This window comes from Siculibacillus lacustris, assembly GCF_004328075.1.
Taxonomy (GTDB): Bacteria; Pseudomonadota; Alphaproteobacteria; order Rhizobiales; family Ancalomicrobiaceae; genus Siculibacillus; species Siculibacillus lacustris.
In genome coordinates, this window is sequence record NZ_SJFN01000004.1 from 64,146 (window position 1) to 89,732 (window position 25,587).

General features: G+C 69.5%; 25 protein-coding genes. 9 read left to right on the forward strand and 16 right to left on the reverse strand.

From position 1 onward, the window contains the following. Positions 1–17 precede the first annotated feature (17 nt). The 6 genes from EYW49_RS03855 to EYW49_RS03880 are packed head-to-tail and all read right to left on the reverse strand — an operon-like array spanning position 18 to position 7,226. Complete coding sequence (locus tag EYW49_RS03855) at positions 18–1,595, reverse strand: hydrogenase 4 subunit F (RefSeq protein WP_131306388.1); 1,578 nt, start codon at positions 1,593–1,595, stop codon at positions 18–20. A 5-nt stretch (positions 1,596–1,600) separates the two neighbouring features. Continuing rightward, positions 1,601–2,254 (reverse strand): hydrogenase 4 membrane subunit, encoded by a 654-nt coding sequence (gene hyfE / locus EYW49_RS03860; RefSeq protein ID WP_131306390.1) that lies wholly within the window; start codon positions 2,252–2,254, stop codon positions 1,601–1,603. Between the two features lie 11 nt (positions 2,255–2,265). Then, positions 2,266–3,705, reverse strand: coding sequence for a hydrogenase 4 subunit D (locus EYW49_RS03865; protein ID WP_131306392.1), 1,440 nt, complete (start codon positions 3,703–3,705; stop codon positions 2,266–2,268). 19 nt (positions 3,706–3,724) lie between these two features. Further along, positions 3,725–4,663: a respiratory chain complex I subunit 1 family protein gene (locus EYW49_RS03870; RefSeq protein WP_131306394.1), complete on the reverse strand. Its 939-nt coding sequence runs from the start codon at positions 4,661–4,663 to the stop codon at positions 3,725–3,727. Between the two features lie 11 nt (positions 4,664–4,674). After that, the gene (gene hyfB / locus EYW49_RS03875; protein ID WP_131306396.1) at positions 4,675–6,690 is read right to left on the reverse strand and encodes a hydrogenase 4 subunit B; all 2,016 of its coding nucleotides are present in this window, start codon (positions 6,688–6,690) and stop codon (positions 4,675–4,677) included. Beyond that, positions 6,687–7,226: a 4Fe-4S dicluster domain-containing protein gene (locus EYW49_RS03880; protein ID WP_323052977.1), complete on the reverse strand. Its 540-nt coding sequence runs from the start codon at positions 7,224–7,226 to the stop codon at positions 6,687–6,689. The genes hyfB and EYW49_RS03880 overlap by 4 nt, the downstream gene beginning before the upstream one ends. A gap of 679 nt (positions 7,227–7,905) precedes the next feature. Here EYW49_RS03880 and EYW49_RS03885 point away from each other — a divergent pair. The 8 genes from EYW49_RS03885 (at position 7,906) to EYW49_RS03920 (ending at position 15,467) form a co-directional block, all read left to right on the forward strand. Continuing rightward, on the forward strand, positions 7,906–8,490 hold the full coding sequence (locus EYW49_RS03885) for a 4Fe-4S dicluster domain-containing protein (RefSeq protein ID WP_131306400.1): 585 nt from the start codon (positions 7,906–7,908) through the stop codon (positions 8,488–8,490). 37 nt (positions 8,491–8,527) lie between these two features. Then, a complete protein-coding gene (gene fdhF / locus EYW49_RS03890; protein ID WP_131306402.1) occupies positions 8,528–10,699 on the forward strand; it encodes a formate dehydrogenase subunit alpha in 2,172 nt (723 codons plus the stop codon). Between the two features lie 268 nt (positions 10,700–10,967). Then, positions 10,968–11,309, forward strand: a complete 342-nt coding sequence (gene hypA, locus EYW49_RS03895; protein WP_131306404.1) for a hydrogenase maturation nickel metallochaperone HypA — start codon at positions 10,968–10,970, stop codon at positions 11,307–11,309. Continuing rightward, positions 11,309–12,079: a hydrogenase nickel incorporation protein HypB gene (gene hypB / locus EYW49_RS03900; RefSeq protein WP_131306406.1), complete on the forward strand. Its 771-nt coding sequence runs from the start codon at positions 11,309–11,311 to the stop codon at positions 12,077–12,079. The genes hypA and hypB overlap by 1 nt, the downstream gene beginning before the upstream one ends. 11 nt (positions 12,080–12,090) lie before the next feature. Next, positions 12,091–12,417, forward strand: a complete 327-nt coding sequence (locus EYW49_RS03905) for a HypC/HybG/HupF family hydrogenase formation chaperone (RefSeq protein WP_131306408.1) — start codon at positions 12,091–12,093, stop codon at positions 12,415–12,417. A 151-nt stretch (positions 12,418–12,568) separates the two neighbouring features. Further along, positions 12,569–13,468: a LysR family transcriptional regulator gene (locus EYW49_RS03910; protein ID WP_131306410.1), complete on the forward strand. Its 900-nt coding sequence runs from the start codon at positions 12,569–12,571 to the stop codon at positions 13,466–13,468. A 607-nt stretch (positions 13,469–14,075) separates the two neighbouring features. Beyond that, positions 14,076–14,309 (forward strand): hypothetical protein, encoded by a 234-nt coding sequence (locus EYW49_RS03915; protein ID WP_131306412.1) that lies wholly within the window; start codon positions 14,076–14,078, stop codon positions 14,307–14,309. 156 nt (positions 14,310–14,465) lie between these two features. Beyond that, entirely contained in the window at positions 14,466–15,467 is a 1,002-nt protein-coding gene (locus tag EYW49_RS03920; RefSeq protein WP_131306414.1) for a GvpL/GvpF family gas vesicle protein, read from the forward strand. A gap of 22 nt (positions 15,468–15,489) precedes the next feature. On the opposite strand, the gene EYW49_RS03925 is transcribed toward EYW49_RS03920, so the two are convergent. The 5 genes from EYW49_RS03925 to EYW49_RS03945 form a co-directional block, all read right to left on the reverse strand. Beyond that, positions 15,490–16,734 carry a DUF1501 domain-containing protein gene (locus EYW49_RS03925; RefSeq protein ID WP_407695458.1) on the reverse strand — a complete coding sequence of 415 codons (1,245 nt, stop codon included), beginning with the start codon at positions 16,732–16,734 and terminating at the stop codon, positions 15,490–15,492. Beyond that, the gene (locus EYW49_RS03930; RefSeq protein ID WP_131306418.1) at positions 16,731–18,254 is read right to left on the reverse strand and encodes a DUF1800 domain-containing protein; all 1,524 of its coding nucleotides are present in this window, start codon (positions 18,252–18,254) and stop codon (positions 16,731–16,733) included. The genes EYW49_RS03925 and EYW49_RS03930 overlap by 4 nt, the downstream gene beginning before the upstream one ends. A 151-nt stretch (positions 18,255–18,405) precedes the next feature. Continuing rightward, positions 18,406–19,242, reverse strand: a complete 837-nt coding sequence (locus EYW49_RS03935; protein ID WP_131306420.1) for an EamA family transporter — start codon at positions 19,240–19,242, stop codon at positions 18,406–18,408. After that, positions 19,239–19,775 (reverse strand): GNAT family N-acetyltransferase, encoded by a 537-nt coding sequence (locus tag EYW49_RS03940; protein ID WP_131306422.1) that lies wholly within the window; start codon positions 19,773–19,775, stop codon positions 19,239–19,241. Before EYW49_RS03940 ends, EYW49_RS03935 begins: the two co-directional genes overlap by 4 nt. After that, positions 19,762–20,370 (reverse strand): helix-turn-helix domain-containing protein, encoded by a 609-nt coding sequence (locus EYW49_RS03945; protein WP_206365375.1) that lies wholly within the window; start codon positions 20,368–20,370, stop codon positions 19,762–19,764. The genes EYW49_RS03940 and EYW49_RS03945 overlap by 14 nt, the downstream gene beginning before the upstream one ends. Positions 20,371–20,486: 116 nt before the next feature. Between EYW49_RS03945 and EYW49_RS03950 the strand changes: the two genes are divergently transcribed. Then, a complete protein-coding gene (locus tag EYW49_RS03950; protein WP_131306426.1) occupies positions 20,487–21,077 on the forward strand; it encodes a GNAT family N-acetyltransferase in 591 nt (196 codons plus the stop codon). Between the two features lie 125 nt (positions 21,078–21,202). On the opposite strand, the gene EYW49_RS03955 is transcribed toward EYW49_RS03950, so the two are convergent. From EYW49_RS03955 to EYW49_RS03975, 5 genes are all read right to left on the reverse strand, one after another. Continuing rightward, on the reverse strand, positions 21,203–21,706 hold the full coding sequence (locus EYW49_RS03955; protein WP_131306428.1) for a YciE/YciF ferroxidase family protein: 504 nt from the start codon (positions 21,704–21,706) through the stop codon (positions 21,203–21,205). A gap of 171 nt (positions 21,707–21,877) precedes the next feature. After that, positions 21,878–22,207, reverse strand: a complete 330-nt coding sequence (locus EYW49_RS23700; RefSeq protein WP_131306429.1) for a con-10 family general stress protein — start codon at positions 22,205–22,207, stop codon at positions 21,878–21,880. Between the two features lie 335 nt (positions 22,208–22,542). Then, the gene (locus EYW49_RS03965; protein WP_131306431.1) at positions 22,543–23,364 is read right to left on the reverse strand and encodes a MetQ/NlpA family ABC transporter substrate-binding protein; all 822 of its coding nucleotides are present in this window, start codon (positions 23,362–23,364) and stop codon (positions 22,543–22,545) included. A 53-nt stretch (positions 23,365–23,417) separates the two neighbouring features. Further along, complete coding sequence (locus EYW49_RS03970) at positions 23,418–24,083, reverse strand: methionine ABC transporter permease (RefSeq protein WP_131306433.1); 666 nt, start codon at positions 24,081–24,083, stop codon at positions 23,418–23,420. Then, on the reverse strand, positions 24,073–25,113 hold the full coding sequence (locus tag EYW49_RS03975) for a methionine ABC transporter ATP-binding protein (RefSeq protein WP_131306435.1): 1,041 nt from the start codon (positions 25,111–25,113) through the stop codon (positions 24,073–24,075). Before EYW49_RS03975 ends, EYW49_RS03970 begins: the two co-directional genes overlap by 11 nt. Between the last annotated feature and the right edge of the window lie 474 nt (positions 25,114–25,587).

The window sequence follows — 25,587 nt, forward strand, 5'->3', positions numbered from 1 at the left end:
CCGTGGGAGGTCGGCGATCACGACCGGGGCTCGGCGCGGGCGGGCGCGACGATCTCGGCGACCGGCGCAGGGTGTTGCCAGGGCGCGGCGAGGGGCACGGTGCGATCGCCGCCGATCACCACCGCGGTGGCCTGCTGGATCAGCCGCGACACCGGTTGCGGCACGGCGACGCCCATCACCAGGACCAGGACCAACAGCCCGGCCATCGGCACCAGCATCGACGGGCCGACGTCGCCCTTGACCATGGTGTCCGGGGCCTTGCCGAGCACCGAACCCGAGACGATGTGGATCAGCGCCGCGACGGTGATGGTGAACAGCAGGGCGGTGACGATCATCAGTCCCCAGTGGCCTTCCTGGACACCGGCCGAGAAGATCAGGAACTCGCTGACGAAGATGTTGAACGGCGGGAAGCCGGCCAACGCCAGGGCGCCGGCCATCATCAAGAGCCCGCTGACCGGGGCGACGCGCAGCAGACCCTTGACCGACTTCAGATCGCGGGTGCCGTACTTGATCAGCACATTGCCCGAGCCGCAGAACAGCAGAGCCTTGCAGAAGGAGTGGTTGATCGCATGGAGCAGCGCCGCACCGATGCCGAGCGGACCGCCGATGCCGAGGCCGAGGACGATCAGGCCGAGATGCTCGACGCTGTGATAGGCGAGCTTCCGCTTCAGGTCGTGCTGGACATAGACCAGGAAGGCCGAGACCGCGACCGACAGGAAGCCGAGGGTGAGCAGCAGCGACTGGGAAAACTCCGGGCCGACCGCCTGCATGGTGATGACGTGATAGCGGATGATCACGAACAGCGCGCATTTGAGCAGCACGCCGGAGAGCAGCGCCGAGACCGGGCTCGGGGCTTCGGAATGGGCGTCGGGCAGCCAGGCGTGCATCGGGAACAGGCCGGCCTTGGTGCCGAAGCCGATCAGCACGAAGACGAAGGCGATCTTGACCAGGGTCGGATCGAGCAGCTTGGCGTTGGCGGCGAGCGTGGTCCAGTAGATCGCGCCGCCCGGCGCGGCCAGCACTTCGGCGCCGTTGGAGAAGGTCAGAATCGTGCCGTAGAGGCCGAAGGCGACGCCGACGGTGCAGATGATGACGTATTTCCACGCCGCCTCGAGGCTCGAGCGCTTGCCGTAGAGCCCGACCAGGAAGGCCGAACCGAGGGTCGTCGCCTCGACCGCCACCCACATCATGACGATGTTGTTGGAGGTCACGGCGAGCAGCATGGTGAACACGAACAGATTGAAGAAGCCGTAGAAGATCTTGTGCTTTGCCGGCGTCAGTTCGCCGTGGGCGACCTCGTGGCGGACGTAGCCGAGGGCGTAGAGGCCGGTGAGGAAGCCGACGATGCCGATCAGGCTGACGAAGATCGCCGCCAGCGGGTCGACGTAGAGCCAGTTGCCGAGCGCCGTGACATCGTCGCCGGCCATGGTGCGGCCGACCACCAGGAGGGCGAGGACGCCCACCGCGGAGATCGAGGCGACATGGACGATCTCGACGAATTTCGAGGAGGTCGGACCCGAGGGAGCGACCGCCACCGCGACCGCGGCCGCCAGCGGCACGGCGAGGAGGAGGAGAGGCAGGATCGAGGACACCATGGCGGTCATCCCTTCAGGGTGGTGAGCTGGTCGGCGTCGAGCGTGCCGAAGGTGCGGTGGATCTGCGTGGCGAGCACGGCCATGATCACCACGGCGAAGACGGCGTCGGTGGCGATCCCGACCTCGACCAGCTCGGGGGCTTTTGCCGCGAGCAGGGCGAGGGTGAGGTGCGAGCCGTTCTCCATCAGGCAGTAGCCGAAGACCTGCTTGAGGATGTTGCGCTGGGTGACGATCGCCGCGAGCCCGAGGAAGAAGTGGGCGAGCGAGACGGCGAGCGCCGGCTTGATCGCCGCCACCGCCGGCAGGGCGACGCCGGAGACCACGGCGAAGCACAGCACCACCACCACCGCGGCGAGCAGCACCGACACCGCCGGCGAGATCCGTTCACCCGAGCCGAGCTTGGGATCGTCGAGCCTGCCGAACATGCGGACCATCATCACCGGCACCAGGACGACCTTGGTGACGAAGGAGGTGGCGGCCCAGGCGTAGAGTTCGTGGGAGCCGACGGTGCCGGCCAGGGTCACGAAGACCCCGACCAGAACCAGCGACTGGAGCGCGTAGAACATCGCCGAACGGGTCGGACGACGGGCGATGATCACCAGCAGCGAGGTGACGATCAGCAGGCCGGCGAGGCCGTTGACGATCTGAAATCCGGACATCGTCTCTCTCCTCAACCGAGCCAGGCGGTGGCGACGAAGCTCGAGCAGACCGCCATGACGATCAGCACGATCAACACGAGGCGCATCGAGGCGGGCAGCGGCGCGGCGGCCGCCATGGTCTCCGACGGCTTGCCGGGAACCGACCAGCCGACCCACTTCAGGAACCAGGCGAAGGACCCGACCGACTCGAGCAGGGCCACCACCACCAGGATCATCAGCGCCGGGTGGGCGTCGGCGACCCGGAAGCCGCCGGCGAAGATTGCGAATTTGGAGAAGAAGCCGGAGAAGGGCGGCACGCCGGTGATCGCCAGCGCGGCGACCGTGAAGCCGATGCCGATCACCGGGCTCTTGGCGAGGATGCCGCGCAGCACCGGCAGCATGCGGGTGCCGGCGGTGTAGCTGAGCGAACCGGCGATCAGGAAGAACAGGGTCTTGGCGAAGGCGTGGTTGAAGATGTGGGCGATCGCACCCTTGAAGGCGAGGTCCGAGCCGAACACCGACAGCGACAGGCCGAGGAAGATGTAGGCGAGCTGGGTGATGGTCGAATAGGCGAGGAGCCGCTTCAGATCGGCCTGCGGCAGGTACATGACGAAGCCGTAGACCAGCGTCACCACCGCCATGATCGTGCCGACCCAGCCGACGATCTCCGGCGTGCCGCCGGACGACATCAGGGCACGGGCGAAGATGTAGACGCCGACCTTGACCATCGAAGCAGCATGGAGATAGGCGGAGACCGGGGTCGGCGCCTCCATGGCGTCGGGCAGCCACATGTGGAACGGCAGTTGCGCCGACTTGCCCCAGGCGGCGACCAGGATCGCCAGCATCACCACCGTCTTGGCGCCGGTGGGCAGCTGGGCGATCGCCGACAGCGAGAAGGTGCCGGTGTCGAGGAACAGCACGCTGGCCGCGACGTAGAGGCCGATCGAGGCGATGTGGGTGATGATCAGCGCCTTCAGCGCCGAGGCCAGCGCCTTGGGCTTCTCGTAGTAGCCGATCAGGGCCCAGGAACAGGCGCCGGTGATCTCGAAGAACACCAACTGGCCGACCAGGGTCGAGGTGAACACCAGACCGGCCATTGCGCCGATGAACACCAGGAGGAAGGCCCAGAAGCGGCGACGGCCGATGTCGGCGTGTTCGCGGTTGCCGACGTCGAAGTAGCCGCCGGAATAGATCGCGACGAGGAAGCCGATGGCGACCACCGCCACGGCGACCAGCACCGAGACGGTGTCGACGGCGAAGCCGACGATCTCGACGTCGCCGAGAGTGATGAAGGCACGTTCGGTGGCGACCTTGCCGCCGGCGGCGAAGCCGTAGGCGAGGTAGAGCACCGAAAGCAGGGCCAGGCCGGCGAAGAAACGGCAGATGCTCTTGGCCGCGGGCTGCGGCGCGAGGGCGATCAGCACCGCCCCGAGCACGGGTAGAAGGATGGTCGCGAGTGCGAGGTCGATCATGGGTCTCTCCCGTCGCGGCTCACAGGCCGGCCAGATAGAAGACGAAGGCGAGGGAGGCGACGCCGACGCCGAGCCAGCTGTGGCGCGGAGTCAGGCGGAACCGGGCCCGGGCGACGCTGTTTTCGACGATGCCGACCGCGAAGAAGATCGCGACGACCTTGACGACGAAGACCACGAAGGCGAGGGCGAGGGCGGGCAGGCTGGTGTCGGCGGCGTTGCCGAAGGGCAGGAACACGCCGATGAACCACGCCACCACGAGCAGCTGCTTCAGCGACATCGACCACTTGATCAGCGCCAGCGACGGCCCGGAGTATTCGGTGAGCGGGCCTTCCTGGAGTTCCTGTTCGGCCTCGGCCATGTCGTAGGGCAGCTTGCCCAGTTCGACGTAGCAGGCGAAGGCGAAGGCGCAGCCCGCCAGCAGCGTCGCGGCGGCGGAGTGCATCCGTCCGTCGGCGACCGCCGCACCGATCTCACCGAGATTGGTCGAGCCGGCCAGCAGCGCCGCGACGAACAGCGACAGGAGCATCACCGGTTCGACCAGGACGCCGAGGGTCAGTTCGCGGCTGGCGCCGACCCCGGCGAAGGACGAACCGCTGTCGATGCCCGAGAGGGCGAAGAAGAAGCGGGCGAGGGCGAACAGATAGATCGTGGTGATCAGGTCGCCGATCGCCGGGATCGGGGTGGCGCGGGTCAGGATCGGCGTCCCCATGGCCACCACCATCAGGGCGGCGGGCATGACGATCGGCATGATCTTGAACACGAAACCCGAGGCCGGCGGCCGGAGGTCCTGGCGTTTCATCAGTTTGAACAGGTCGCGGTAGTCCTGGAGCGGACCGGGACCGTGACGGGTGTGCATCTTGGCGCGCAGGACGCGCATGAAGCCGGAGACGAGGGGGGCCGCGGCGACGAGGACGAGAACCTGGACGACGGCGACGAGGAGCTGGGCGAAGCTGGGCATGGGCGGGGCTCCTATCGAAGGGTCACGAGCAGGAGAGCGACCAGCGCCGCGACGATGTAGAGGCAGTAGATGCGGAAGTCGCCGCCCTGGATGATCTGGCTGCGGCGGCCGAAGCGCGCGACGGCGTCCTCGACCGGGGCGACCAGGGAGCGGTCGAACAGGGATTCGGACCGACGCGCCCGGCAGACGAAGCCGTCGAAGCCGTGGCCGAGGTCGGCCGCGGCGCCGTCGGCGCTGCGGCGGATGGCGTAGAGAGGCGCGAAGAACATGCGGATCGGTTGGGCGAAGGATCCGGCCGAGACGGTCATGTGACCGTCGGGCAGGTAGCCGCAGGCCCAGGGCGCCGCGGTGGTGCGCGGGATGCGGCGACCGACGGCGAAGACCGCGGCGAGCAGCATCGGCAGAGCGGCGAGGCCGAGGAGCAGGAGGGCGATCAGCGGCGTCGAGAGGACGGCGCGGCCGGCATCGCCGGGCAGGAGGATCGCGCCGTCGGCGAAGGTGACGGCGGGCAGATGCAGGGTCGCCGCGGCGACCGAGCCGAGCACCGGCGCGACCAGCGGGGCGGCGAGGCCGAGGGCGACGCAGGCCGCGGCGAGGAGCAGCATGGCGGCGACCATGGTCGCCGGCACTTCGCGGGCCTCGGCCGCATGATGGCTGCGGGGCGCGCCGGAGAAGATCACGCCATAGGCCTTGACGAAGCACATCACCGCCAGGGCGCCGGTCAGCGCCAGCAGGGTGGCGGCGATCGGGGTCGAGAAGCGGACCAGGAAGGTGCCGTCGAAGGCCGCCGCGAACAGCGCCTGGTAGGTGTACCACTCGGAGACGAAGCCGTTGAGCGGCGGGATCGCCGAGATCGCCAGAGCGCCGACGAGGAAGCTCAGCGAGGTCCAGGGCATGGTCTTCGCGAGACCGCCCATCTCCTCCATGTCCTTGGTGTGCATCCGGTAGATCACCGAACCGGCACCGAGGAACAGGAGGCCCTTGAACACCGCGTGATTGACGAGGTGATAGAGGCCGGCCATCAGGCCGAGGACCGCGACCAGCGGCTGGCCGGAGGCCAGCCCGATCATGCCGGTGCCGACGCCGAGCAGGATGATCCCGACGTTCTCGACCGAGTGATAGGCGAGGAGCTTCTTGATGTCGTGTTCGGCGAGCGCATAGACGACGCCGAGCACCGAGGAGATCGCTCCGAGGGCGAGAACCAGCAGGCCCCACCAGACGACGCCGCCACCGAGCAGGTCGATCGCGACCTTGACGATGCCGAACACGCCGATCTTGATCATCACGCCGGACATCAGCGCCGAGGCGTGCGACGGGGCGGCGGGATGAGCGCGCGGCAGCCAGATGTGCAGCGGGATCATGCCGGCCTTGGCGCCGAAGCCGACCAGGCCGAGCAGGAAGGCGACCGAAGCGGCGGTGCCCTGCAGCGGATGAGCGCGGAAGGCGGCGAAGTCGAAGGATCCGGCGGCATCGGCCATCAGGTAGAAGGCGGCCATGATCGCCACCGACCCGGCATGGGCCACCAGGAAGTAGAGGAAGCCCGCCGAGACCGCCTCGTCGTCCTGGTCGAAGATCACCAGGAAGTAGGAGGCGAGCGACATCATCTCGAAGAAGACGAGGAACCAGAAGGCGTTGTCGGCGACCACGACCAGGATCATCGAGGCGATGAACAGGTTCATGAAGAAGCCCATCGGGCCGACGCCGCGACCGGCGTATTCGCGGACATAGGCCAGCGAATAGAGCGAGGCGACCAGCGCGAGGCCCGAGATCACCGCGACCATCAGGCCGGACAGCGGGTCGAGACGGAGCACGAAGCGGGCGAAGGGCATCGGTCCGACGACGTCGAGAACCGCGACCGGACCGGTGAGCGCGGCGAGACCGGCGGCGAGGCCGGCGGCCCCGGCGAGGCCGCCGGCGAGGCCGGCGAGCCGGATCGCGGTGGCTTCATGGCGCGCGGCGAGCAGCGAGGCGAAGGCGCCGACCACCGAAATCGCCAGCGAGGTCAGGAGTAGAGCGAAGGGGTTCATGGATTTTCGTGCTCCCCGGTGGAGACGAGAGGCAGGGACGGGCCCACCGCGACCGCGGCGAGCTGCCGCCGCAGGTCGGCGGAGCGGTCGAGATCGTCGCCGCCGACGAGATGCAGGGCGTCGGTCGGACAGGCGCGGATGCAGGCGGGGCCTTCGGGAAGGAAGTCGCAGAGGTCGCACTTGACCGCGACCGAGCGCACCCCGAGGTCCCAGGCGAGGATCGGGTCGAGCGCCGCCGAGTGGGTCGGCATCGGCACTTTCAGGCCGCCGACCCCGGAGATCGCCGTGCCCGAGGGCGTGATCGCCCCGAAGGGGCAGGCCAGCGCACACATCTTGCAGCCGATGCAGCGCTTCTCGTCGAGGCGGACCGAGCCGGCCTCGATGCGGATCGCCTCGACCGGGCAGACCCGGGCGCAGGGCGCATCCTCGCAGTGGTGGCAGGCGATCGGCGCCGAACTCTCGAAGGTGCGCGTCACCGTGAGGCGGGGCGCCGTCTGCGAGCCGTGGCGCTCGTGCACCGCGCTGCAGGCGGCCATGCAGGTATTGCAGCCGATACACCGTCTGGGTTCCGCAATCACGAAGCGGTTCATGTCGTCACCTCCGTTCGCGCGCCGGTCCGGCCCCCCTCCGGAGAAGGGCGATAACCAAAACCAATGACGTGATAGAAATCATCTAATAAGCGATGCCTATCGACGTATTTGCCTTCGTTATCCGTCCGTTTCACGCGCTGATGGAGTCATCGAATAGATATGTCCGGTACTCGTTTCCAGTCAAAAATCGCCATATAAGGGTTGATACCATCTTTTGACGTCGCTTGGATTGGTGTGTAGCAATCTCCTCGTGATCAACCCCGACCAATAAAGAGGTATAACCTTTTTCTATTGGCCGATAACAAAAACCGATCGACAGCTCGGCCGCCTCACGAGAGGCTTCGGGCGGTTCGGTTCGAGGTGCGCTTGAATTGCCGGCAACGCTCGACCGCGTCTGCATCGAGACTTCCCGTTCCCCTCCTGTGATCCCGACCGGACGGCCCTCGCGGCCTTCGGCCCCGCCCGCCGCCGTGCCGCCGTCCTGCGGCGCGCCGCGTCGTGATCGCCCGGTGCCGCCCGTTTCGGCGCCTTCCGACCCGCGCCGTCGCGCCGGGTCCCGTCCCTGCCAGAGGATCCCGCTCGCCGCGGCGGGATCGCGACGTCGCCTTCCCAAGGAGAGATCGTGATGAATCGGTTCATCGTCGCCGAGCCCGCCAAGTGCATCGGCTGCCGTACCTGTGAAATCGCCTGTGCCCTGGCGCACGGCGCCAGCGCCGCTCCGGCGGATGCCGGGGCCGGCTACCTCGCGACCGGCGTCGCCGGTCTGACCGGCAAGGCCTTCGAGCCGCGCCTCAAGGTGATCAAGACGCTGAACGTGTCGACGCCGGTGACCTGCCGTCACTGCGAAGACGCGCCCTGCGCCAACGCCTGCCCGAACGGGGCGATCTCGACCCGTGACCACACCATCCAGGTCGATCAGAGCCGCTGCATCGGCTGCAAGACCTGCATGATCGCCTGTCCGTTCGGCGCGATGGACGTCGTGTCCTACCCGCAGATCCGCGAATTCGCCGGCGTCGCCATCGCCGACGGGGTCAAGGCGGCGGCCCACAAGTGCGACCTGTGCCTCGGAAAGTCCGGCGGCCCGGCCTGCATTTCCGTCTGCCCGACCGATGCCCTGCACGTCATGACCGAAGCTTCGGCCGCCGAAACCCGGGCACTGCGTCAGCTGCGCGCCGCCCTCGACACCCCGCGCGTCGAAGCCGTCGCCTGACGACCCGCATCACCTCCTGACCGAGAGGCCAAACACCATGGAAAAGCACATTTCCGTCTGTCCGTATTGCGGGTCCGGCTGCAAGCTCGCCCTCCTCGTCGAAAACGACAAGGTGGTCGGCGCCGAAGCCCTCGACGGCGTCACCAACCAGGGCGAACTCTGCCTGAAGGGTTGGTACGGCTGGGACTTCATCAACGACACCAAGATCCTGACCCCGCGCCTGAAGAAGCCGATGATCCGCCGCACCCGCGACGCCGACTTCGAAGCGGTGTCCTGGGACGAGGCGATCGCCTTCGCCGCCGGCCGGCTGTCCGAGATCAAGAAGAAGCACGGCCCCGATTCGATCATGCTGACCGGCTCGTCGCGCGGCACCGGCAACGAATCCAACTACGTCGCCCAGAAGTTCGCCCGCGCGGTGATCGGCACCAACAACATCGACTGCTGCGCCCGCGTCTGCCACGGCCCGTCGGTCGCCGGTCTGATGGTGACGCTCGGCAACGGTGCGATGTCGAACTCGATCTGCGAGATCGAGGACACCGACTGCATCCTGTGCTTCGGCTACAACGCCGCCGACAGCCATCCGATCGTCGCCCGCCGCATCCTCAAGGCCAAGGAGAAGGGCGCCAAGGTCATCACCTGTGATCCGCGCTTCATCGAGACGGCGCGCATCTCCGACCAGTGGCTGCAGCTGAACAACGGCTCCAACATGGCGCTGGTCAACGCCTTCGCCAACGTGCTGATCACCGAAGGCCTCTACGACGCCGAATACGTGGCGAACAACACCGAGGGCTTCGAGGAATACAAGAAGACCGTCGCCAAATACACGCCGGAATACGTCGAGGAGATCACCGGTCTGAAGGCCGAGGAAATCCGCCGGGCGATGCGGACCTATGCCTCCGCCAAGACCGCGACGATCCTGTGGGGCATGGGCGTGACCCAGTGGGGCCAGGCCGTCGACGTGGTCAAGGGCCTCTCGGGCCTGGCGCTGCTGACCGGCAACCTCGGCAAGCCCAACGTCGGCGTCGGCCCGGTGCGCGGCCAGAACAACGTCCAGGGCGCCTGCGACATGGGTGCGCTGCCCAACGTGTTCCCCGGCTACTACTACGTCACCGACCCGGAGGCGCGCGCCAAGTTCGCCAAGGCCTGGGGTGTCGCGAGCCTGCCCGACAAGGTCGGCATGTCGATCACCGACGTGCCGCATGCGGCGGAAGAGGGCAAGCTCAAGGCGATGTACATCTTCGGTGAGGATCCGGCTCAGACCGAGCCCGATCTCGCTGCGGTGCGCAAGGGCTTCGAGGCGCTCGAACTGATCATCGTGCAGGACATCTTCATGACCAAGACGGCGATGTTTGCCGACGTCATCCTGCCGGCGACCTCGTGGGGCGAGCACGACGGCATCTTCTCCTCTGCCGACCGTGGTTTCCAGCGCTTCTACAAGGCGGTCAACGCCAAGGGCGACGTCAAGCACGACTGGGAGATCTACGGCCTGATGGCCAAGGCCATGGGCTACGACGGCATCGACTATCATTCGACGGAAGAGATCTGGAACGAGCTGATCTCGCTCTGCCACCTCTACACCGGCGCGACCTTCGAGAAGCTCGCCGGCCTCGGCTACATCCAGTGGCCGTGCCCCGACGAGTCCCACCCGGGCACGCCGTGGCTCTATGCCGGCGACAAGTTCCAGACCCAGAGCGGCAAGGGTCTGCTGTTCGCCTCGGAATGGCGGCCGCCCCTGGAGAAGGTCGATGCGGAGTATCCGCTCGGCCTGTGCACCGTCCGCGAGGTCGGTCACTACTCCTGCCGCTCGATGACCGGCAACTGTGCGGCGCTGACCACGCTCGCCGACGAACCCGGCTACGTCACGATGAACCCGATCGACGCCGACAAGCTGGGAATCAAGGACCAGCAGCTGGTGTGGGTGGCGTCGCGCCGCGGCAAGGTCATCGCCCGGGCGATGGTCACCGAGCGCACCAACGTCGGTGTGGTCTACATGACCTACCAGTGGTGGATCGGGGCGTGCAACGAACTCACCGTCCATCACGTCGATCCGATCTCCAAGACCCCGGAATACAAGTATTCCGCGGTCAAGGTCGAAAAGATCGCCGACCAGATGTGGGCCGAGAACCACGTCGTCAAGGAATATTCCAAGCTGAAGAAGGGGCTGGCCGACGCCGCCAATTCTCCGGCGCGGGTGTCCGAGCCGGCCTGACCGGCGGGCCGGTCCGCCGGCCCGCAAGACGATCGGAGCGACGTCGACCGCCCTCGGCGTCGCTCCTCGACCTCGCGCCGCCCCGCGCGAGGCGACCGGACGAGATCTCGGATCGCACGCGCTCCCGTCGATCCGGGATCTCGGCCGCCCCAGTCGGGTTTTCGAACCGACTACATCGGCGCGAAGGCCATCCGGGAAGCATTTGCGCCGGTTTTCGTCGATCGGACCGATTCGGTCCGACCGGAACCGGCTCTGGAGGAGACGGGCGATGCATGAATTGACGCTCTGCGACAGTCTGATCGAAATCCTCGCCCAGGAACGCGCGACGCGCCGATTCGCATCGGTGCGTCGTCTGCGTCTGGAGATCGGCCGCTTCGGCTGCATCGATCCCGAGGCGCTGGCCTATGCCTTCGACGTGTCGACCCGCGGCACCTTCCTCGACGGGGCGCTCCTCGAGATCGAGCGGCCGGCGGGACGGGCGCATTGCCTCGACTGCGGCGCCGACGTCGAGGTCGAGACCCGGCTCGACGCCTGCCCGGCCTGCGGCGGCGAGCGGTTGTCGCCGACCGGCGGCGACGAGATGCGGCTGATCGAAATGGAGGTGGCGTGATGTGCACGACCTGCGGCTGCGGCCCCGACACGCCCCATGGCCATGATCACGAACACGGCCATGGCCACGACCACGACCACGATGCGACCCCGGGCGGGCGCCTGATCCGCCTCGAACGCGACATCCTGGCCGACAACGACCGGCTGGCGGCGGCCAATCGGGCGCGGCTGCGCGACGGCGACGTGCTGGCGCTCAATCTCCTGTCCAGCCCCGGTTCGGGCAAGACGACGCTGCTCGAGCGCACCGTCGCGCGTCTCGCCGGGCGCCTGCCGATCGCGGTGATCGAGGGCGACCAGCAGACCGACGCCGACGCGGCGCGGATCCGGGCGGCCGGCGCGCCGGCGGTGCAGATCAATACCGGCAAGGGCTGTCATCTCGACGCCCGCATGGTCGGCCTCGCCCTCGACGGGCTCGCCCTGCCCGAAGGCGGGATCCTGTTCGTCGAAAACGTCGGCAATCTGGTCTGCCCGGCGGCCTTCGATCTCGGCGAAGCGGCCAAGGTGGTGATCGTCTCGGTCACCGAGGGCGACGACAAGCCGCTGAAATATCCCGACATGTTCGCCGCCGCGCGGCTGGTGGTGATCAACAAGCTCGATCTCGTGGCCCATGTCGACTGCGACCTCGACCGCCTGACCGCCAACATCCGGCGGGTCAATCCGGCGGTCGAGGTGATCGCCCTGTCGGCGCGCAGCGACGCCGGGCTCGACGCCTGGATCGATTGGCTCGCCCGCCGCCGGCCGCGGCTCGCCGCGCCGCCGCTCGCCGCCTGAGGAGGAAGCCGATGTGCATCGCTCTGCCGATGAGGATCGCCGAAGTGGTCGATCCGGTCGCCCGTCTGGTCGCCGTGGTCGACGGCCGGGACGGCAGCGGCCGCGAAGTGGTGTCGACGACGCTGGCGGTGGCGATCACCCGCCCGCTCGACGAGTTGATCGGCGGCTGGGCGCTGGTCCATGCCGGCTTCCTGCTGGAGCTGATCGACGCGGTCGAGGCGCGCTCGCGGCTGCAGATGTTCGCGGCGATGGCCGGCGACGGCGCCGACCTCGATCTCGCGGCGATGCGGGCCGAACGCGACGCCGAAGGGCCGGCGGCGGATCGGGGGACGCACTAGCCCCGATGTGTCCCGATGTCCTCGGCGATGGTAGTGTCCGGCGATTCCGGCCTCGGCGCCGAACTCACCCCCCGGTCCGGACCCACTCGCCCGCCTTCCTTGTGGAACTGTCCCCGAACATACCTGCAACGAAAGCTTTCGGACGACAGATATGCACGAGAAACTAGAATTTCTACTGGCCCTGGCGCGCGAGAAGCATTTCGGGCGGGCGGCGCAGGTGTGCGGTGTGTCGCAGCCGAACCTTTCGGCGGCGATCAAACAACTGGAATCGCTGCTCGGCGTGCCGTTGGTCGACCGCAGCGCCCGGTTCCTCGGCTTCACGCCCGAGGGCGAGCGGGTGCTGGAATGGGCGCGGCGGATCGTCGGCGACACCCGGGCGATGCGCGCCGACATCGAGACGATGAAACAGGGGCTGACCGGCCATCTGCGGTTGGCGGTGATCCCCACCGCCCTGCCGGTGGTGTCGCGCCTGACCGCCGCCTTCTGGAAGAGCCACCCCGGCATCAAGCTGACGATCTCGTCGCACACCTCGACCGAGGTGCTGTCGCTGCTCGACAATCTCGAGGCGGATGCCGGCCTGACCTATCTCGACAGCGAGCCGCTCGGCCGGGTGACCGAGGTTTCGCTCTACCGCGAGCGCTTCCATCTGGTGACCACCGTCGACGGGGTCTTCGCCGGCCGTGCCACGGTGACCTGGGAGGAGGTGGCGACCTTGCCGTTGTGCCTCCTGACCCCGGACATGCAGAACCGACGGATCATCGATCGGATCTTCAAGGATGCCGGAGTGCCGGTCGAACCGATCCTCGAATCGAGTTCGATCGTGGTGCTGGCCAGTCACGTGCGGACCGGCAGCTGGTCGACGGTGATGCCGAAGATCATGGCCGAGGAACTGGCGCTGCCGCCCCATGTCGTGGCGATCCCGATCGTCGCGCCGGAGATGAGCAACCTGATCGGCCTGGTGGTGGCGCGGCGCGATCCGCAGCCGCCCTTGACCACGGCGCTGATCGCCGAGGCTCGGGCGCTGGCGCCGGCGCTGGCGGCGATCGCCTGAGGCGAACGCGCGACCGCGGCGTCGGATCGGGGAAATCGCGGGCGAGACGACCTCAGACTTAAGTCTCGATCTTCCCCAGAGGCAGCCTATTCTCCGGCGGCGTCGGCGGTGCGTGCCGTGTTGCGGTGGCGCGATGACGCGGCAGTCTCCACGGCGGCTCCGGCGCCGGTTTCGGCGGTTTTCGCCGGCTGCCAGCGGAATTGCCGGTCTTCGAAACGAGCGACTCAGATCGGGCGTGCGGGCTCCGAGGCACTTTTCTGGCTTCGATCTCTGCCGTTCGGCAGAAATGCCTGGGCGACGACACGTCAAGCAGAGTTCGGAGTGTAACGCGAACGATGCCGGAAGCAAAACGTTCTTGAGATGCTGTCGTCTCCGGAGATTCGTCGAATTAACGAATTGTTATTCATATCTATCCACTCTCTATTGTGCCGCGTCGCGTGATTGCTACGGTTCGGGTTCTCGTGCGTCGCCGGGCTCCGGCCGGGTGTCGCGCCGGCACCGGTGGCGGGTGATCGCCCGCGTCGCCGATGGCCACCGACCGCTCAGAACGACCGCCGTGTCGCGGGACTGCCACACCCTTTGCCCAAATGGAGATCTGCCGATGCCGTTGCACCTCGCCGAAACGCCGAAGACCTCGCCCCGTGAGACGCTCGGCCGGATCGCCGCGCTGGCCGCGGCGCAATGCCATGAGACGGCGACGATCGGCGACGATCTGGCTTCGATGACCATCGATCTGGCGGCCGGGATTGCAACCCCCATCGCCCTCGATGACCTCGAGATGATGCTGATCCGGCACCTCGACGCGACCGCGCGCCGCTTGCAGGCGGCCGCCATCGCCTGATCCCGTATTCGCCCGCGCCGAGGTCGATGCCATGACGCAGTCGCCGCCGCTCCGCCGCCCTCCGGTCGTCGCCCCCGGCGACGAAGGCCGCGGTGCCATCGCGGCGCCGGCGATCGGGCGAAGCCGATCCGGGGACGGCGACGGAGGACCGACGCCATGAGTCTGCGGTTGATCGGCATCACCCGGCGCGACGTCGCCGATTCGCTCGAACGCCAGGCCGCGGCAGGGGCCGGCGAGCCGTTCACCGTGGTCGAGGCCTATGGCCTGTGCGCGATCCTGGCGCCGGCGGGGGCAAGGCGTTTCACCCTGTTCCGCCGCCGTCGCGAAGCCCGGGAGGCGGCGGAGGCGGCGTGTCGGCTCGCCCACGTCGCGGCGATCGGGGCGGTGCTGCCGGCCCGGCCGGGGACGGTGATCGACGACCCGATGCAGGCGCTCGAACTGCTGACCGGCGATTCCGCGGCCCTGGCCCAAGCGCTCGATCGTTTCGGTGCGATGCGTCAAGTCCGGATCGGCGTCGCCTGGGACGAAGCGGCGATGATCGCTGGCCTGCGGTCTCGGCCGGATTTCGCCGGATTGCTCGCCGACAGCGTGGGGACCATCCGGTCGCAGGCGGCGCGGCGTATCCGCGCCTTCCTGGGCGAAGAACGGATGCGACTCGCGACCATCCTCGCCGAGGCGCTGGCGGCGGTGGTGCAGGATCGCCTCGCCCTGCCGCCGGAGGGCGAGGACGGGGTCGCCGATCTGGTGGTGTTGATCGACGGCGACCGGCAGACGGCGCTCGCCGCAGCGCTCGCGGGCTTCGAGGCGCGGCTGGTGGGCGGAGGCCGCATCACCTGCACCGCGCCGGCGGCGGTCACCTCCTTCGCGGCGGTGACGATCGATCGGACCGACCCGGCGCGGATCGAACGGGCACGCCGATTGATCCGGGTCGATCCGATCGAGAGCCCGGCGCGGCTGCGCGCCGCCTGGCGTGCCTATGTCCAACGTCGCCTCCCGGAGAGCATCGCCGAGACCGGCGACGACCTCGATTTCGACGGCGCCGGAGAAGCCTATCGCCTGTTGTCGCGGATCGCCGGCCAGCGCCGGGTGCTCGGCCACGACCCGAGCCTCGTCGCCGACATCCGCCGCGACGGCGCGGGCGAGCGCCGCAGCGCCTGAGCGCCCTGGACGACCGCCGCGCTCACACGATCAGACCGGCCATCGGTTTGAGCAGCCCGCCGTCGGGGAAGACCTCGTCGGCGATCGCCGTCGGCGAGACCCCGAGATGGTCGACCAGCAGGCCGGCGAACACCGCGCGCAGGTCGGTGGTCGGTTTCAGGTCGCGGTTCTGGTAGAGCCGATCGTCGGCGAGCCCCGGCCAATCGGCGATCACCCGACGGCCGCGGATCGCTCCGCCGACCAGGAAGGCCACCGTGCCGGTGCCGTGGTCCGTGCCGGTGGTGCCGTTGATCCGCACGGTGCGGCCGAATTCGGTGACGACGGCGATGGCGGTGTCGGCCCAGGCGGGCCCCAACTCGCTTTCGAAGGCGGCGAGCGCGCCGTCGAGGCCGCCCAGCCGATTGGCGAGCTGGCCGCCCAGCGCCCCTTCCGAGGCGTGGGTGTCCCAGCCGTCGAAGGCGAGGGCGGCGACCCGCGGGCCTTCGGCGGCGGCGAGCAGGCGGGCGGTGCCGAGCGCCGCCTGACGCATGCCGGTCGGCTGGTCCATGCCGCCACGGGCCTTGCCCATGTCGCCGGAGAGTCCGCCGCGCTTGGCCATGGCGTCGGTGTCGAGGCCGTCGCGCAGCGCCCGGCCGAGTTCGGGATCGCGGTGGTCGTAGAGCGCCAGGATGCGCTTGGCGAGATCGTCGCCGGCCGAGGCCAGGATCTGCGGCGTCCAGCCGAGCACCGGCGCCGGCCCGCGCAAGATCAGCGGCGTGGTCGGGCCGACACCGAGGCCGCGCAGCGGGCTCGCCCGGCCGGCGGTGTCGAGGCGCGACAGGGCGCGGTTGAGCCAGCCCGACTGGGTGCGGCCGGGACCCGGCTGGCCGCTCTCCAGCACGTCCTGACCGTCGAAATGCGAGCGTTCGCGATAGTTGGTGGCGACCGCGTGGACGATCGCCGCCTGACCGGCGCGCCACATCCGGGCGAGCTCGGGCATCGCCGGATTGAGGCCGAAGAAGCCGTCGAGGGCGAGCGCCGGGCGGATGCCGTCGGCGGCGAGCGCCAGATCGCCATGCAGGCGGGCATAGTCGGGATCGCCGAGCGGGCCGACCGCGGCGAGGCCGTCGAGCGCGCCGCGCAGGACGATCACCACCAGTCGCGGGTCGCGGGTACCGGCGGCGGAGGCGAGGCGCGGACGCGCCGCCCAGGCGGCGAAGGAGACGCCTGCGGCGAGCAGGGCGCGGCGGGACGGCACCGAAAGGTCGCAGGAACCGGTCATCGTCATCTCCTCTGGAACTCCGGCGACATGAACAGGATGGCCAGCGCCTGCGGCCGCGATTCGGCCCGCGCCATGGTCTCGCGGGTGTCGCGCGAGGCGGCGAGGCCGGCGACGGTGTCGAGCACGCCGAGCGGCGGGCCGTAGTCGGCGGCGCGTTGGGCGACCGCCCAGGCGAGATCGAGGCGCAGCTTCATCGCCTCGGGCGAGGCCCAGACCGCGGTGCCGTCGGCAAAGCCGTTGGGCCCGGCCGGCTGCCACAGCGGTTGGCCGAGGGCTTCGAGCTGACCGAGCAGGCGGCCGGGATCGGGGGGGCCGAGCCCGGTGGCGCGGGCCATGGCGACCAGGAATTCGATCGGCGAGCGGATCTTGGTGGTCGGTGCCTCCCAGGCGGCGTCGGACTCGATCAGGGCGCGGGCGACCCGGGCGAGGTCGCCGTCGCCGTCGCGGAAGGTCGCGGCGATGGTGTCGACCAGGGCCGGGGGTGGTGCGTCGGCGACGAAGTGGCGGACCAGCTTGACCGCCAGATGATGGGCGGTGGCCGGATGGCGGGCGAGATCGGCGAGGGCCGCCAGCCCCTGCTCGACGCCGCCTTCCGGGTAGGTCGTGCCGAGCAGGGCATGGGCGCCGGGCTCGTGCCATTCGGGGCGGAACAGGAAGGTGCCGGGCGGTCCCGCCTTGCCGTCGCGCGGCGTGTGGGTCCAGCCGGTGATGATCCGCGCCAGCGCGGTGACGTCGTCCTGGCGATAGGGGGCGTCGACCCCGAGGGTGTGCAGCTCGAGGATCTCGCGGGCGAGATTCTCGTTGAGCCCCCGGTGGTTGGAGCGCCCGGCCTTGGAATTCGGGCCGGTCGACTGCTGATTGTCGAGGAACACCAGCATGGCCGGGTGGCGTTCGACCGCGGCGAGCATGTCGGCGAAGCGGCCGAGCACATGGGGGCGGATCGCCTCGCGCTCGAAGGGACCGGCGCCGACCCGCACGAACTGATCCTTGGACACCGACACCGCGAAATGGTTCGACCAGAAGGCGACCAGCCGCTCGACGAAGCCGGCCGGGGCCTCGATCGCCTTGGCGAAGCGGGCCTGGGCCTCGGCGCGATAGAGGCGGGTCTCGAGCGAGGGGCCGGGCGGCGGCTTGGGCTTGGCGTCGGCCATCGCCGGCGGCGTGGCGCCGGCGGTGGGCGGGGCGGCCATCGCCGGTGCCATGGCGCCCGCTTGCGGGGCGGCGGCCATGCCGGCGGCGACCGGTGCGCCGGCAGGGGGCGCGCCGGCGGGGGGCGCGGCGACGGCCGGGCGGGCCGCGGCTTCGCGCTCCAGGCGGACGCGGTCCTGGTCTTCGAACAGACTGGCGAGCGCCGCGGCGCTGCCGGGCAGATCGGCGTCGATCCGGGCGATGCCGGGGCGGGCCAGTTCCTCGGCGAGAAAGCCGCGCGGATCGGAGGCCGCGGCGGCGAGGTCGCCGGGACGGGCGCCATAGCCGAACCGATTGAGAGCGATCAGTGCAGCGCGGGCGTCGGGGGATGCGGCCATGCTCGAAAAGCCCTCGTTGGGGAACCGACTGACATGGCACCCTGGCTCGAGACCGCGGCGGCGCGATGGCCGGATGGTCACGACCGCGCGAGGTGACGTCGGGTCGAGGGCCTCCTTCGTGGCGCTTCCGTGGCGGCGGCGCCGGCTCGCCTCAGGCGAGGCGCAGCAAGGGCACCGCGGCTGCTGCCAGAACGACGGCGACGAGGCGGGTGCGGCCGAAGGGTTCCTTCAGCCAGACCACGGCGATCAGCACCGCGAAGACGGCGCTGGTGTCGCGCAAGGCCGAGGTCGGGGCGACCGGCGCATGGCCCCACACCCACAGCACCAGACCGTAGGAGGTCAGCGCCGCGACCGCGGTCGGCACGGCGGCGGGCAGGGCGGCGGCGAGGCGGCGCAGCCGATCGACCCCGCGATGGCGCAGCGGCACCATCACCAGGGCGTTGACCCCGGTGATCGCGAAGGCATAGGCCCAGGGCGAGCCGGCATGGCGCACGCCATAGGCGTCGCACAGCACGTAAGCGGCGGTGGTCAAGCCGGCGAGCGCCGTCCAGGCGAGGGCGCGGCGGGACAGCGCATGGGGGCCGGCGCGATCGAAGGCGAGCAGGCCGAGGGCGACGACGATCGCGCCGACGCCGAGGAACCCGGCGAGGCCGAGGCGATCGCCGCCGATCAGGGTCGAGATCGGCACCACCAACAGCACCGAGATCGCCCGCGACACCGGATAGACCACGCCGAAACCGCCGAGTTCCCAAGCCCGCAGCAAGGTCGCGACGGTCGCCAGACTCATCACGGTGGAGGCCGCCATCCACGGCCAGGCGGCACGGTCGGGCAGGCCGATCACCGCCAGGATCGGCAGGACCAGGACGGCGCCGACCACCATCTGGGCGGTCATCGCCTCGATCGGCGCGGCGCTGGCCTTGACCCGGGCGTTCCAGCCGGCGTGGAGCAGGGCGCTGGTGAGGGCGGCGGCAACGTCGAGCGGGGTCATCGCGCCGACAGCGCGCGGTAATAGAAGGTGGTGTCGCAGAGCCCGCCTTCGGGCCACAGGGCATAGCCCGGCACGGTGCCGACCAGGGTCCAGCCGAGGCGGCGATAGAGGCGTTCGGCGTCGCCGCTGGCGGTGTCGAGGACCAGCAGGGTGCGGCCGGCGTCGCGGGCGGCGTCTTCCGCGGCGGCCATCAGCGCCGCTCCGAGGCCGCGGCGGCGACCGCGGCGATGGACCAGCATCTTGGCGATGTCGGCGCGGTGGGGCTGGTTCGGCGGTTGGTCGAGGATCAGTTGAACGGTGCCGACGATGCCTTCGGCGTCTTCGACGACCAGCAGACGGCGGGCGCCGCGCTCGACGTCGGCGGCGACGCGGCGCCAGAAGGCCAGGGCCTCGGCGTGGGAGAACGGCGCCATGAAGCTGACCGAGGCGCCGCCTTCGACGCAATCGACCAGGACCTCGGCCAATTGCCGGAGGTGCCGCTCGTCGACGCGGTCGAGGACGCGGACTGTGGGGGCGCGGTCAGAGTCGGGCATCGGGGCGTCTCCAGGGGTCGGGCCGTTCGACGATCACCACGGCGTAACGGGCCGGGCGGTCGCTGCGGTTTGCGAAGGCGGTCGGGCGATCGAGGACGAAGGCGAGGCAGTCGCCGGTTTCGAGCGCATGGACGTCGTCGCCGACGGTGATCTCGATCGTCCCGTCGAGCACCCAGACCTGCTGGTGGATCGGTCCTTCGAGGCCGCCGGTCGGATAGGCGATGCGCGAGCCGGGCGGGAATTCGACCTCGACGATGCGGATCGGCGAGGGAAAGCCGGCGGGCGAGACATTGCGGCGGACATAGCCGGACTGGGGGTCGCGCCAGCGCGGCTGATCGGCGGCCCGGGCGATCGGATCGGGCGGCGGTTCGGGGCGATCGAACAGCGAGGCGAGCATCACCCCGAGGCCGGCGGCGACCCGGTCGAGCAGCACGGCGGTGGGGCTGCTCTCGGCGCGCTCGATGGTCGAGAGCATCGAGCGGCTGACGCCGCTGCGTTCGGCCAGCGCCTCGAGCGTCAGGCCGCGCGCGGTCCTGAGCGCCCGGACCCGGGCGGCGATGTGGGCATTGAGATCGTGATCGCTGTCGTCCGACATGTCGGAGAGATTATCCGGCATGTCGGACAAGGGTCAAGGGGCGATCTAATGCGATCCCGTGGTGCGCCGCCGCCGCCGATCCTATCCTGTCGCACGACGGGGCGCAGGAGGCGGCGATGGGCGGGAGCGACGGGGGGAGGGCGACGGCGCCGCTGCGCTTCGCGGAACTGACGCCGGCGACCTGGCCGGCGTTCGAGGCGCTGTTTCGCGCGCCCGGGGGTCCGTCGTTCTGCTGGTGCATGGTGTGGCGGGCGAGCCCGAAGGAGCTCGGCGGCGCAGACGGGGCGACGCGGCGGGAAGCGATGGCGGCGCGGGTCGCGGCCGGCGAGACGGTGGGGATCCTCGGGTTCGACGGCGAGGAACCGGTGGTGTGGTGCTCGATCGCGCCGCGCGAGAGCCTGCCGCGGCTGGCGGCGGCCCGGTCGGCCGACCGGGGCGTATGGACGATCGCCTGTCTCCATGTCCGGCGCAGCCATCGCGGGCGCGGCCTGACGGCAGCGGCGAACGCCGCTGCGGTGGATTTCGCGCGCGAGCGGGGTGCGGCTCACGTCGAGGCCCATCCGGTCGAGTGGGACGCGCGCAGCCATCGCTTCCTCGGCTTCGTCTCGACCTTCGAGCGCGCCGGATTCACCCGGATCGAGCGCGCCGGTACGCGGCGCAGCGTCTATCGCCTCGTCCTCGAGGGCGACGGGGCAGGCGCGGAGTGAGGCTTCCCGCCGGGGATACGAAGAAACGGGGGCGCGAGGCCCCCGTTCTCCGTCTGCGAATCCCGCGAGGCCGCACGGCGCGCTCTCCCGAAGCGCGCCGGGGCCGCCGCCGGACCCTTCGGACCTCACGCCGCCAAGCGGTTGATGCGGCTCTCGGCCAGCTTGGTCAGCTTGGCGTCGGTCGCCTTCTCCTCGTCGAGGGTCTGCTGCAACACGGCGGCGCAGTCGGCGCGGCCGAGTTCCTTGGCCCATGCCACCAGCGTGCCGTAGCGGTTGATCTCGTAGTGCTCGACCGCCTGGGCGGCGGCGATCAGGGCGGCGTCGAGGACCTTCTTGTCCTCGATCTCGCCGGCGACCTCGTCGGCCTCTTCGATGATGCCGTCGATCGCCGGGCAAGTGACGCTCTCGGGAGCGATGCCGTGCATCTGGAACACCTGCTCGAGACGCTGGACGTGGGTGCGGGTCTCACGCAGATGGGTCTCGAAGCCCATGCGCAGTTCCGGCGCCGTGGCCTTGTCGATCATGTCGGGGAGAGCGGCGAGGATCCGCTTCTCGGCGTAGAAGATGTCCTTCAACTGATGAACGAACAGATCGTTCATCGTGACGATGTCCTTGCTGAAGAATCCCATGGTGTGGCTCCGTTGTCGTCGTGAGGAAGAAGAGATGCGGCGTTCCTGCCGCCCGCCGGTGGCGAACGACGGCAACGCCGTCGGCCGCGATCCGTTCCCGGTGGGCGACGGATCGGACCGGCGCGCAGATCGGGGCCGGTCGCCCGGCCCCGTCCGCAATGGGGGCGTTGGTCAGCGACGCCCGCCGTGCGAGTTCTGGCCGCCCTTGCGGCCGGCTTCGGCGGCACGCTCGGGGTCGGCGGCGAAGTTGCCGCCCGAGGCCTGACCGCCCTTGCGGCCGGCTTCGGAGGCGAGATCCTTGTCGCGCGAGAAGCTGCGCTTCTCGTCCGGCACGCTGCCGCCGCCCTTGCGGCCGGCTTCGGCGGCGAGCTCGTGATCGCGGGAGAAGCTGCGCTTCTCGTCGGGCACGCTCTGGCCGCCCTTGGAGGCGATCTCGCGCTGGCGGTCGTCGTCCATCGACGCGAATCCGCGACCCGACTTCTCGGTGTGTTTCTCGGCCATGTTGACCTCCATGGGGCTGGGCTCGGTAGGAGACGGCGTCGGTGTGGGCACCGCAGCCGACCGAACAACCGGCGGCAGGGAGATCGGTTCCAAAAAGAAGCGAAATAAACCGCGAAATATCGACGGACGAGGCGAAGCTTCGGTTGCCGAATTGTCCGGTTTGAAAAGTTTAGCTCGCGCCTTCGGAAGTATGCTTCGCCCCTCCGATCTGGCCGATCGGGTGTCGCCCCCAATGGCGGCACCATCGTCGGCTCGTGAGGGCACCGCCCGAAACGGCAGAGGGCCGCGATTCCCATCGCGGCCCTCTGCGCATCGGATCGATCAGGCGCGGGTGATCACCACGCAGTCAGGACGGCGCCCTTGAACTGCTTGTCGATGAAGGCCTTGACTTCGTCGGACTGGTAGGCGGCGACGAAGTCCTTGACCCAGGGCTTGTCCTTGTCGACGGCGCGCACGGCGATCAAATTGGCGTAGGGGCCCTTGGGATCCTCCTTGAGGATCGGATCCTTGACCGGATCGAGGCCGGCCTGGGTGGCGTAGTTGGTGTTGATCGAGGCGGCGGCGACGTCGTCGAGCGAGCGCGGGGTCTGCGCGGCGTCGATCTCGATGAACTGCAGCTTCTTGGGGTTCTCGACGATGTCGAGGACGGTCGGCTTGTAGCCGACGCCGGGCTTCAGCTTGATGATGCCCTTCTCCTGGAACAGCAGCAGGGCGCGGCCGCCGTTGGTCGGGTCGTTCTGAATGGCGATCTTCGATCCGTCGGGCACCTCGGCCCAGCTCTTGACCTTCTTGGAATAGATGCCGAGCGGGAAGTTCACGGTGAAGCCGGCGTTGACCAGCTTGTAACCACGGTCCTTCACCTGGTTTTCGAGATAGGGCAGGTGCTGGAACGAGTTCAATTCGAGCTCGCCGGTATCGAGCGCCTGGTTGGGCACCACGTAGTCGGAGAATTCGACGATCTGGACGTCGAGGCCCTTCTTGGCGGCGACGGTCTTGACCACTTCGAGGATCTGGCCGTGCGGGCCGGGGGTGACGCCGACGCGCAGCTTGATCGGCGCCTGGGCGGCGGCGGTGCCGAGGCCGGCGAGGGAGACGGCGAGGGCGGCGGCGAGGGCGATGCGACGAGTCGGAAGATGGGGGGTGGGATGGCGGGACATGGCGGGCTCCGGGTTCGAACGATGGGGCGCGGCTGGCGAGCCGGCGCGGGACGTCAAGGACGGCGCAGGCGTCGGTTGACGCGCTTGGCCAGGGTTTCGCCGAGGGACTGGACGCCCTGGACGAGGACCACGAGGACGAGGACGACCATCGCCATGACCTCGGGCATGAATCGCTGGTAGCCGTAGCGGATGCCGAGATCGCCGAGGCCGCCGCCGCCGACCGCCCCGACCATCGCCGAATTGGCGAGCAGGCTGACGACGGTGAGGGTCAGGCCGAGGGTGATGCCGGGCAGGGCTTCGGGCACCAGAACCTTGCGGACGATCTGGAACGGCGTCGCGCCCATCGCCTGGGAGGCTTCGATCAGGCCCTGATCGACTTCGCGGATCGCCGCCTCGACGATGCGGGCGATGAACGGCGCGGCGGCGATGGTCAGCGGCACGATCGCCGCGGTGGTGCCGATCGAGGTGCCGGCGATCAGCCGGGTGAACGGAATGATCGCCACCACCAGGATGATGAAGGGCGTCGAGCGGGTGGCGTTGACCACCACGCCGAGGACGCGGTTGGTGGTCGGCGCGGCGAACAGTTCGCCGCGGCCGCTGGTCGCCAGGAAGACGCCGAGCGGACCGCCGACCAGCGTGCCGATCAGGCCGGAGACGGCGACCATGTAGAGCGTATCGAGGGTGGCGGCGAGGATCAGGCGGAGGAGTTCAGGCGACATGGCCGAGCCTCTCGGTGGCGACGTCGTAATGGGCGAGGAAGCGCTCGGCCGAGCCGTCGGCGAGGGCGGCGTTGGGCAGCGAGACGATCAGCGTGCCGAAGGGGCGGCCGCCGATCTCGTCGACCTGGCCCTGGAGCACCGCGACGTCGAGGCCGAGCTCGCGCGACAGGCGCGAGATCACCGGCTCGGTCGAGCGCGAACCGGTGAAGCCGAGGCGGATCAGGGCGGTGGTGGTGCCCTCGGGCGAGGGCCGCAGGCGGGCGGCGAGGCCGGGCGGGATCTCGCGGCCGGCGAGCGTCCCGAGGAACGAGCGGGCGGTGTCGGTGCGCGGGCGGGTGACGACGTCGTAGACGTCGCCCTCCTCGATCAGCAGGCCGTCCTCCATCACCCCCACGCGGGTGGCGACGTCCTTGACCACCGCCATTTCGTGGGTGATCAGCATGATGGTCACGCCGAGGGTGCGGTTGATCTCGGCGAGCAGCGCCAGAATCGAGCGGGTGGTTTCGGGATCGAGCGCCGAAGTGGCTTCGTCGGAGAGCAGCACCTTGGGTTCGGTGGCCAGCGCCCGGGCGATGCCGACGCGCTGCTTCTGGCCGCCGGAGAGTTCGACCGGATAGCGGTCGCGCTTGTCGGAGAGGCCGACCAGATCGAGCAGAGCCTCGACCCGCGGCCGGATCACCGCGCGATCGACGCCGGCGAATTCGAGCGGCAGGGCGACGTTGTCATAGGCCGTGCGCGACGACAGCAGATTGAAGTGCTGGAAGATCATGCCGATCTTGCGGCGCTCGGCGCGCAGGTCGGAATCGGTGAGGGCGCCGATGTCGACGCCGTCGACCAGCACCCGGCCCGAAGTCGGGCGTTCCAGGCCGTTGACGGCGCGCAGCAGCGTCGACTTGCCGGCGCCCGAGCGGCCGATCACGCCGTAGATCTCGCCGCGCCGCACCGCGATGTCGACGTCCTTCAGGGCGGTGACGGCGACGCTCTTGGCGGTGGCGGGATAGATGCGCGACAGGGACTCGACGCGGATCATCGCGGGATCCCCGTCGGCCGCGCCGTCTGTGGAATGAAGTTCGATTTTCTGGTTCATCGGACCGGTCTATTGAGAACGTCATTCCACAATCGACCAAAACGCGCGGCTTTTCAATGGACTCCGCGCGAGCCCCGGCAGAACGCGGCGTCCGTACCGGTGGCCGTGCCGATCGTGGAACGCGGCTTCGGCGATCACCGTCGTCGGGAGATCGATTTTCCACGGCGATCGCCGCGGAGAGAACGCCGGCCCGGCGCTCGGCGACGCTCGAGGTCCGCCGGCGGCGCATGGCTCGCTTGCGGGCCGGCGATCGCCGTCGCTCGCGCGCTCGCGCGAAGACCCACGGCGGGCGACGGTGGTCTTGCCGAAGGCGGCGGCAGGTTCGGCTCCCGGCCCGATCGTCTCGGCGGGTCCCGAGGGATCGAAGGGCTGCATCGAGGATGCGGCAGAACAATCTACGCGATCGATAGACTTTGA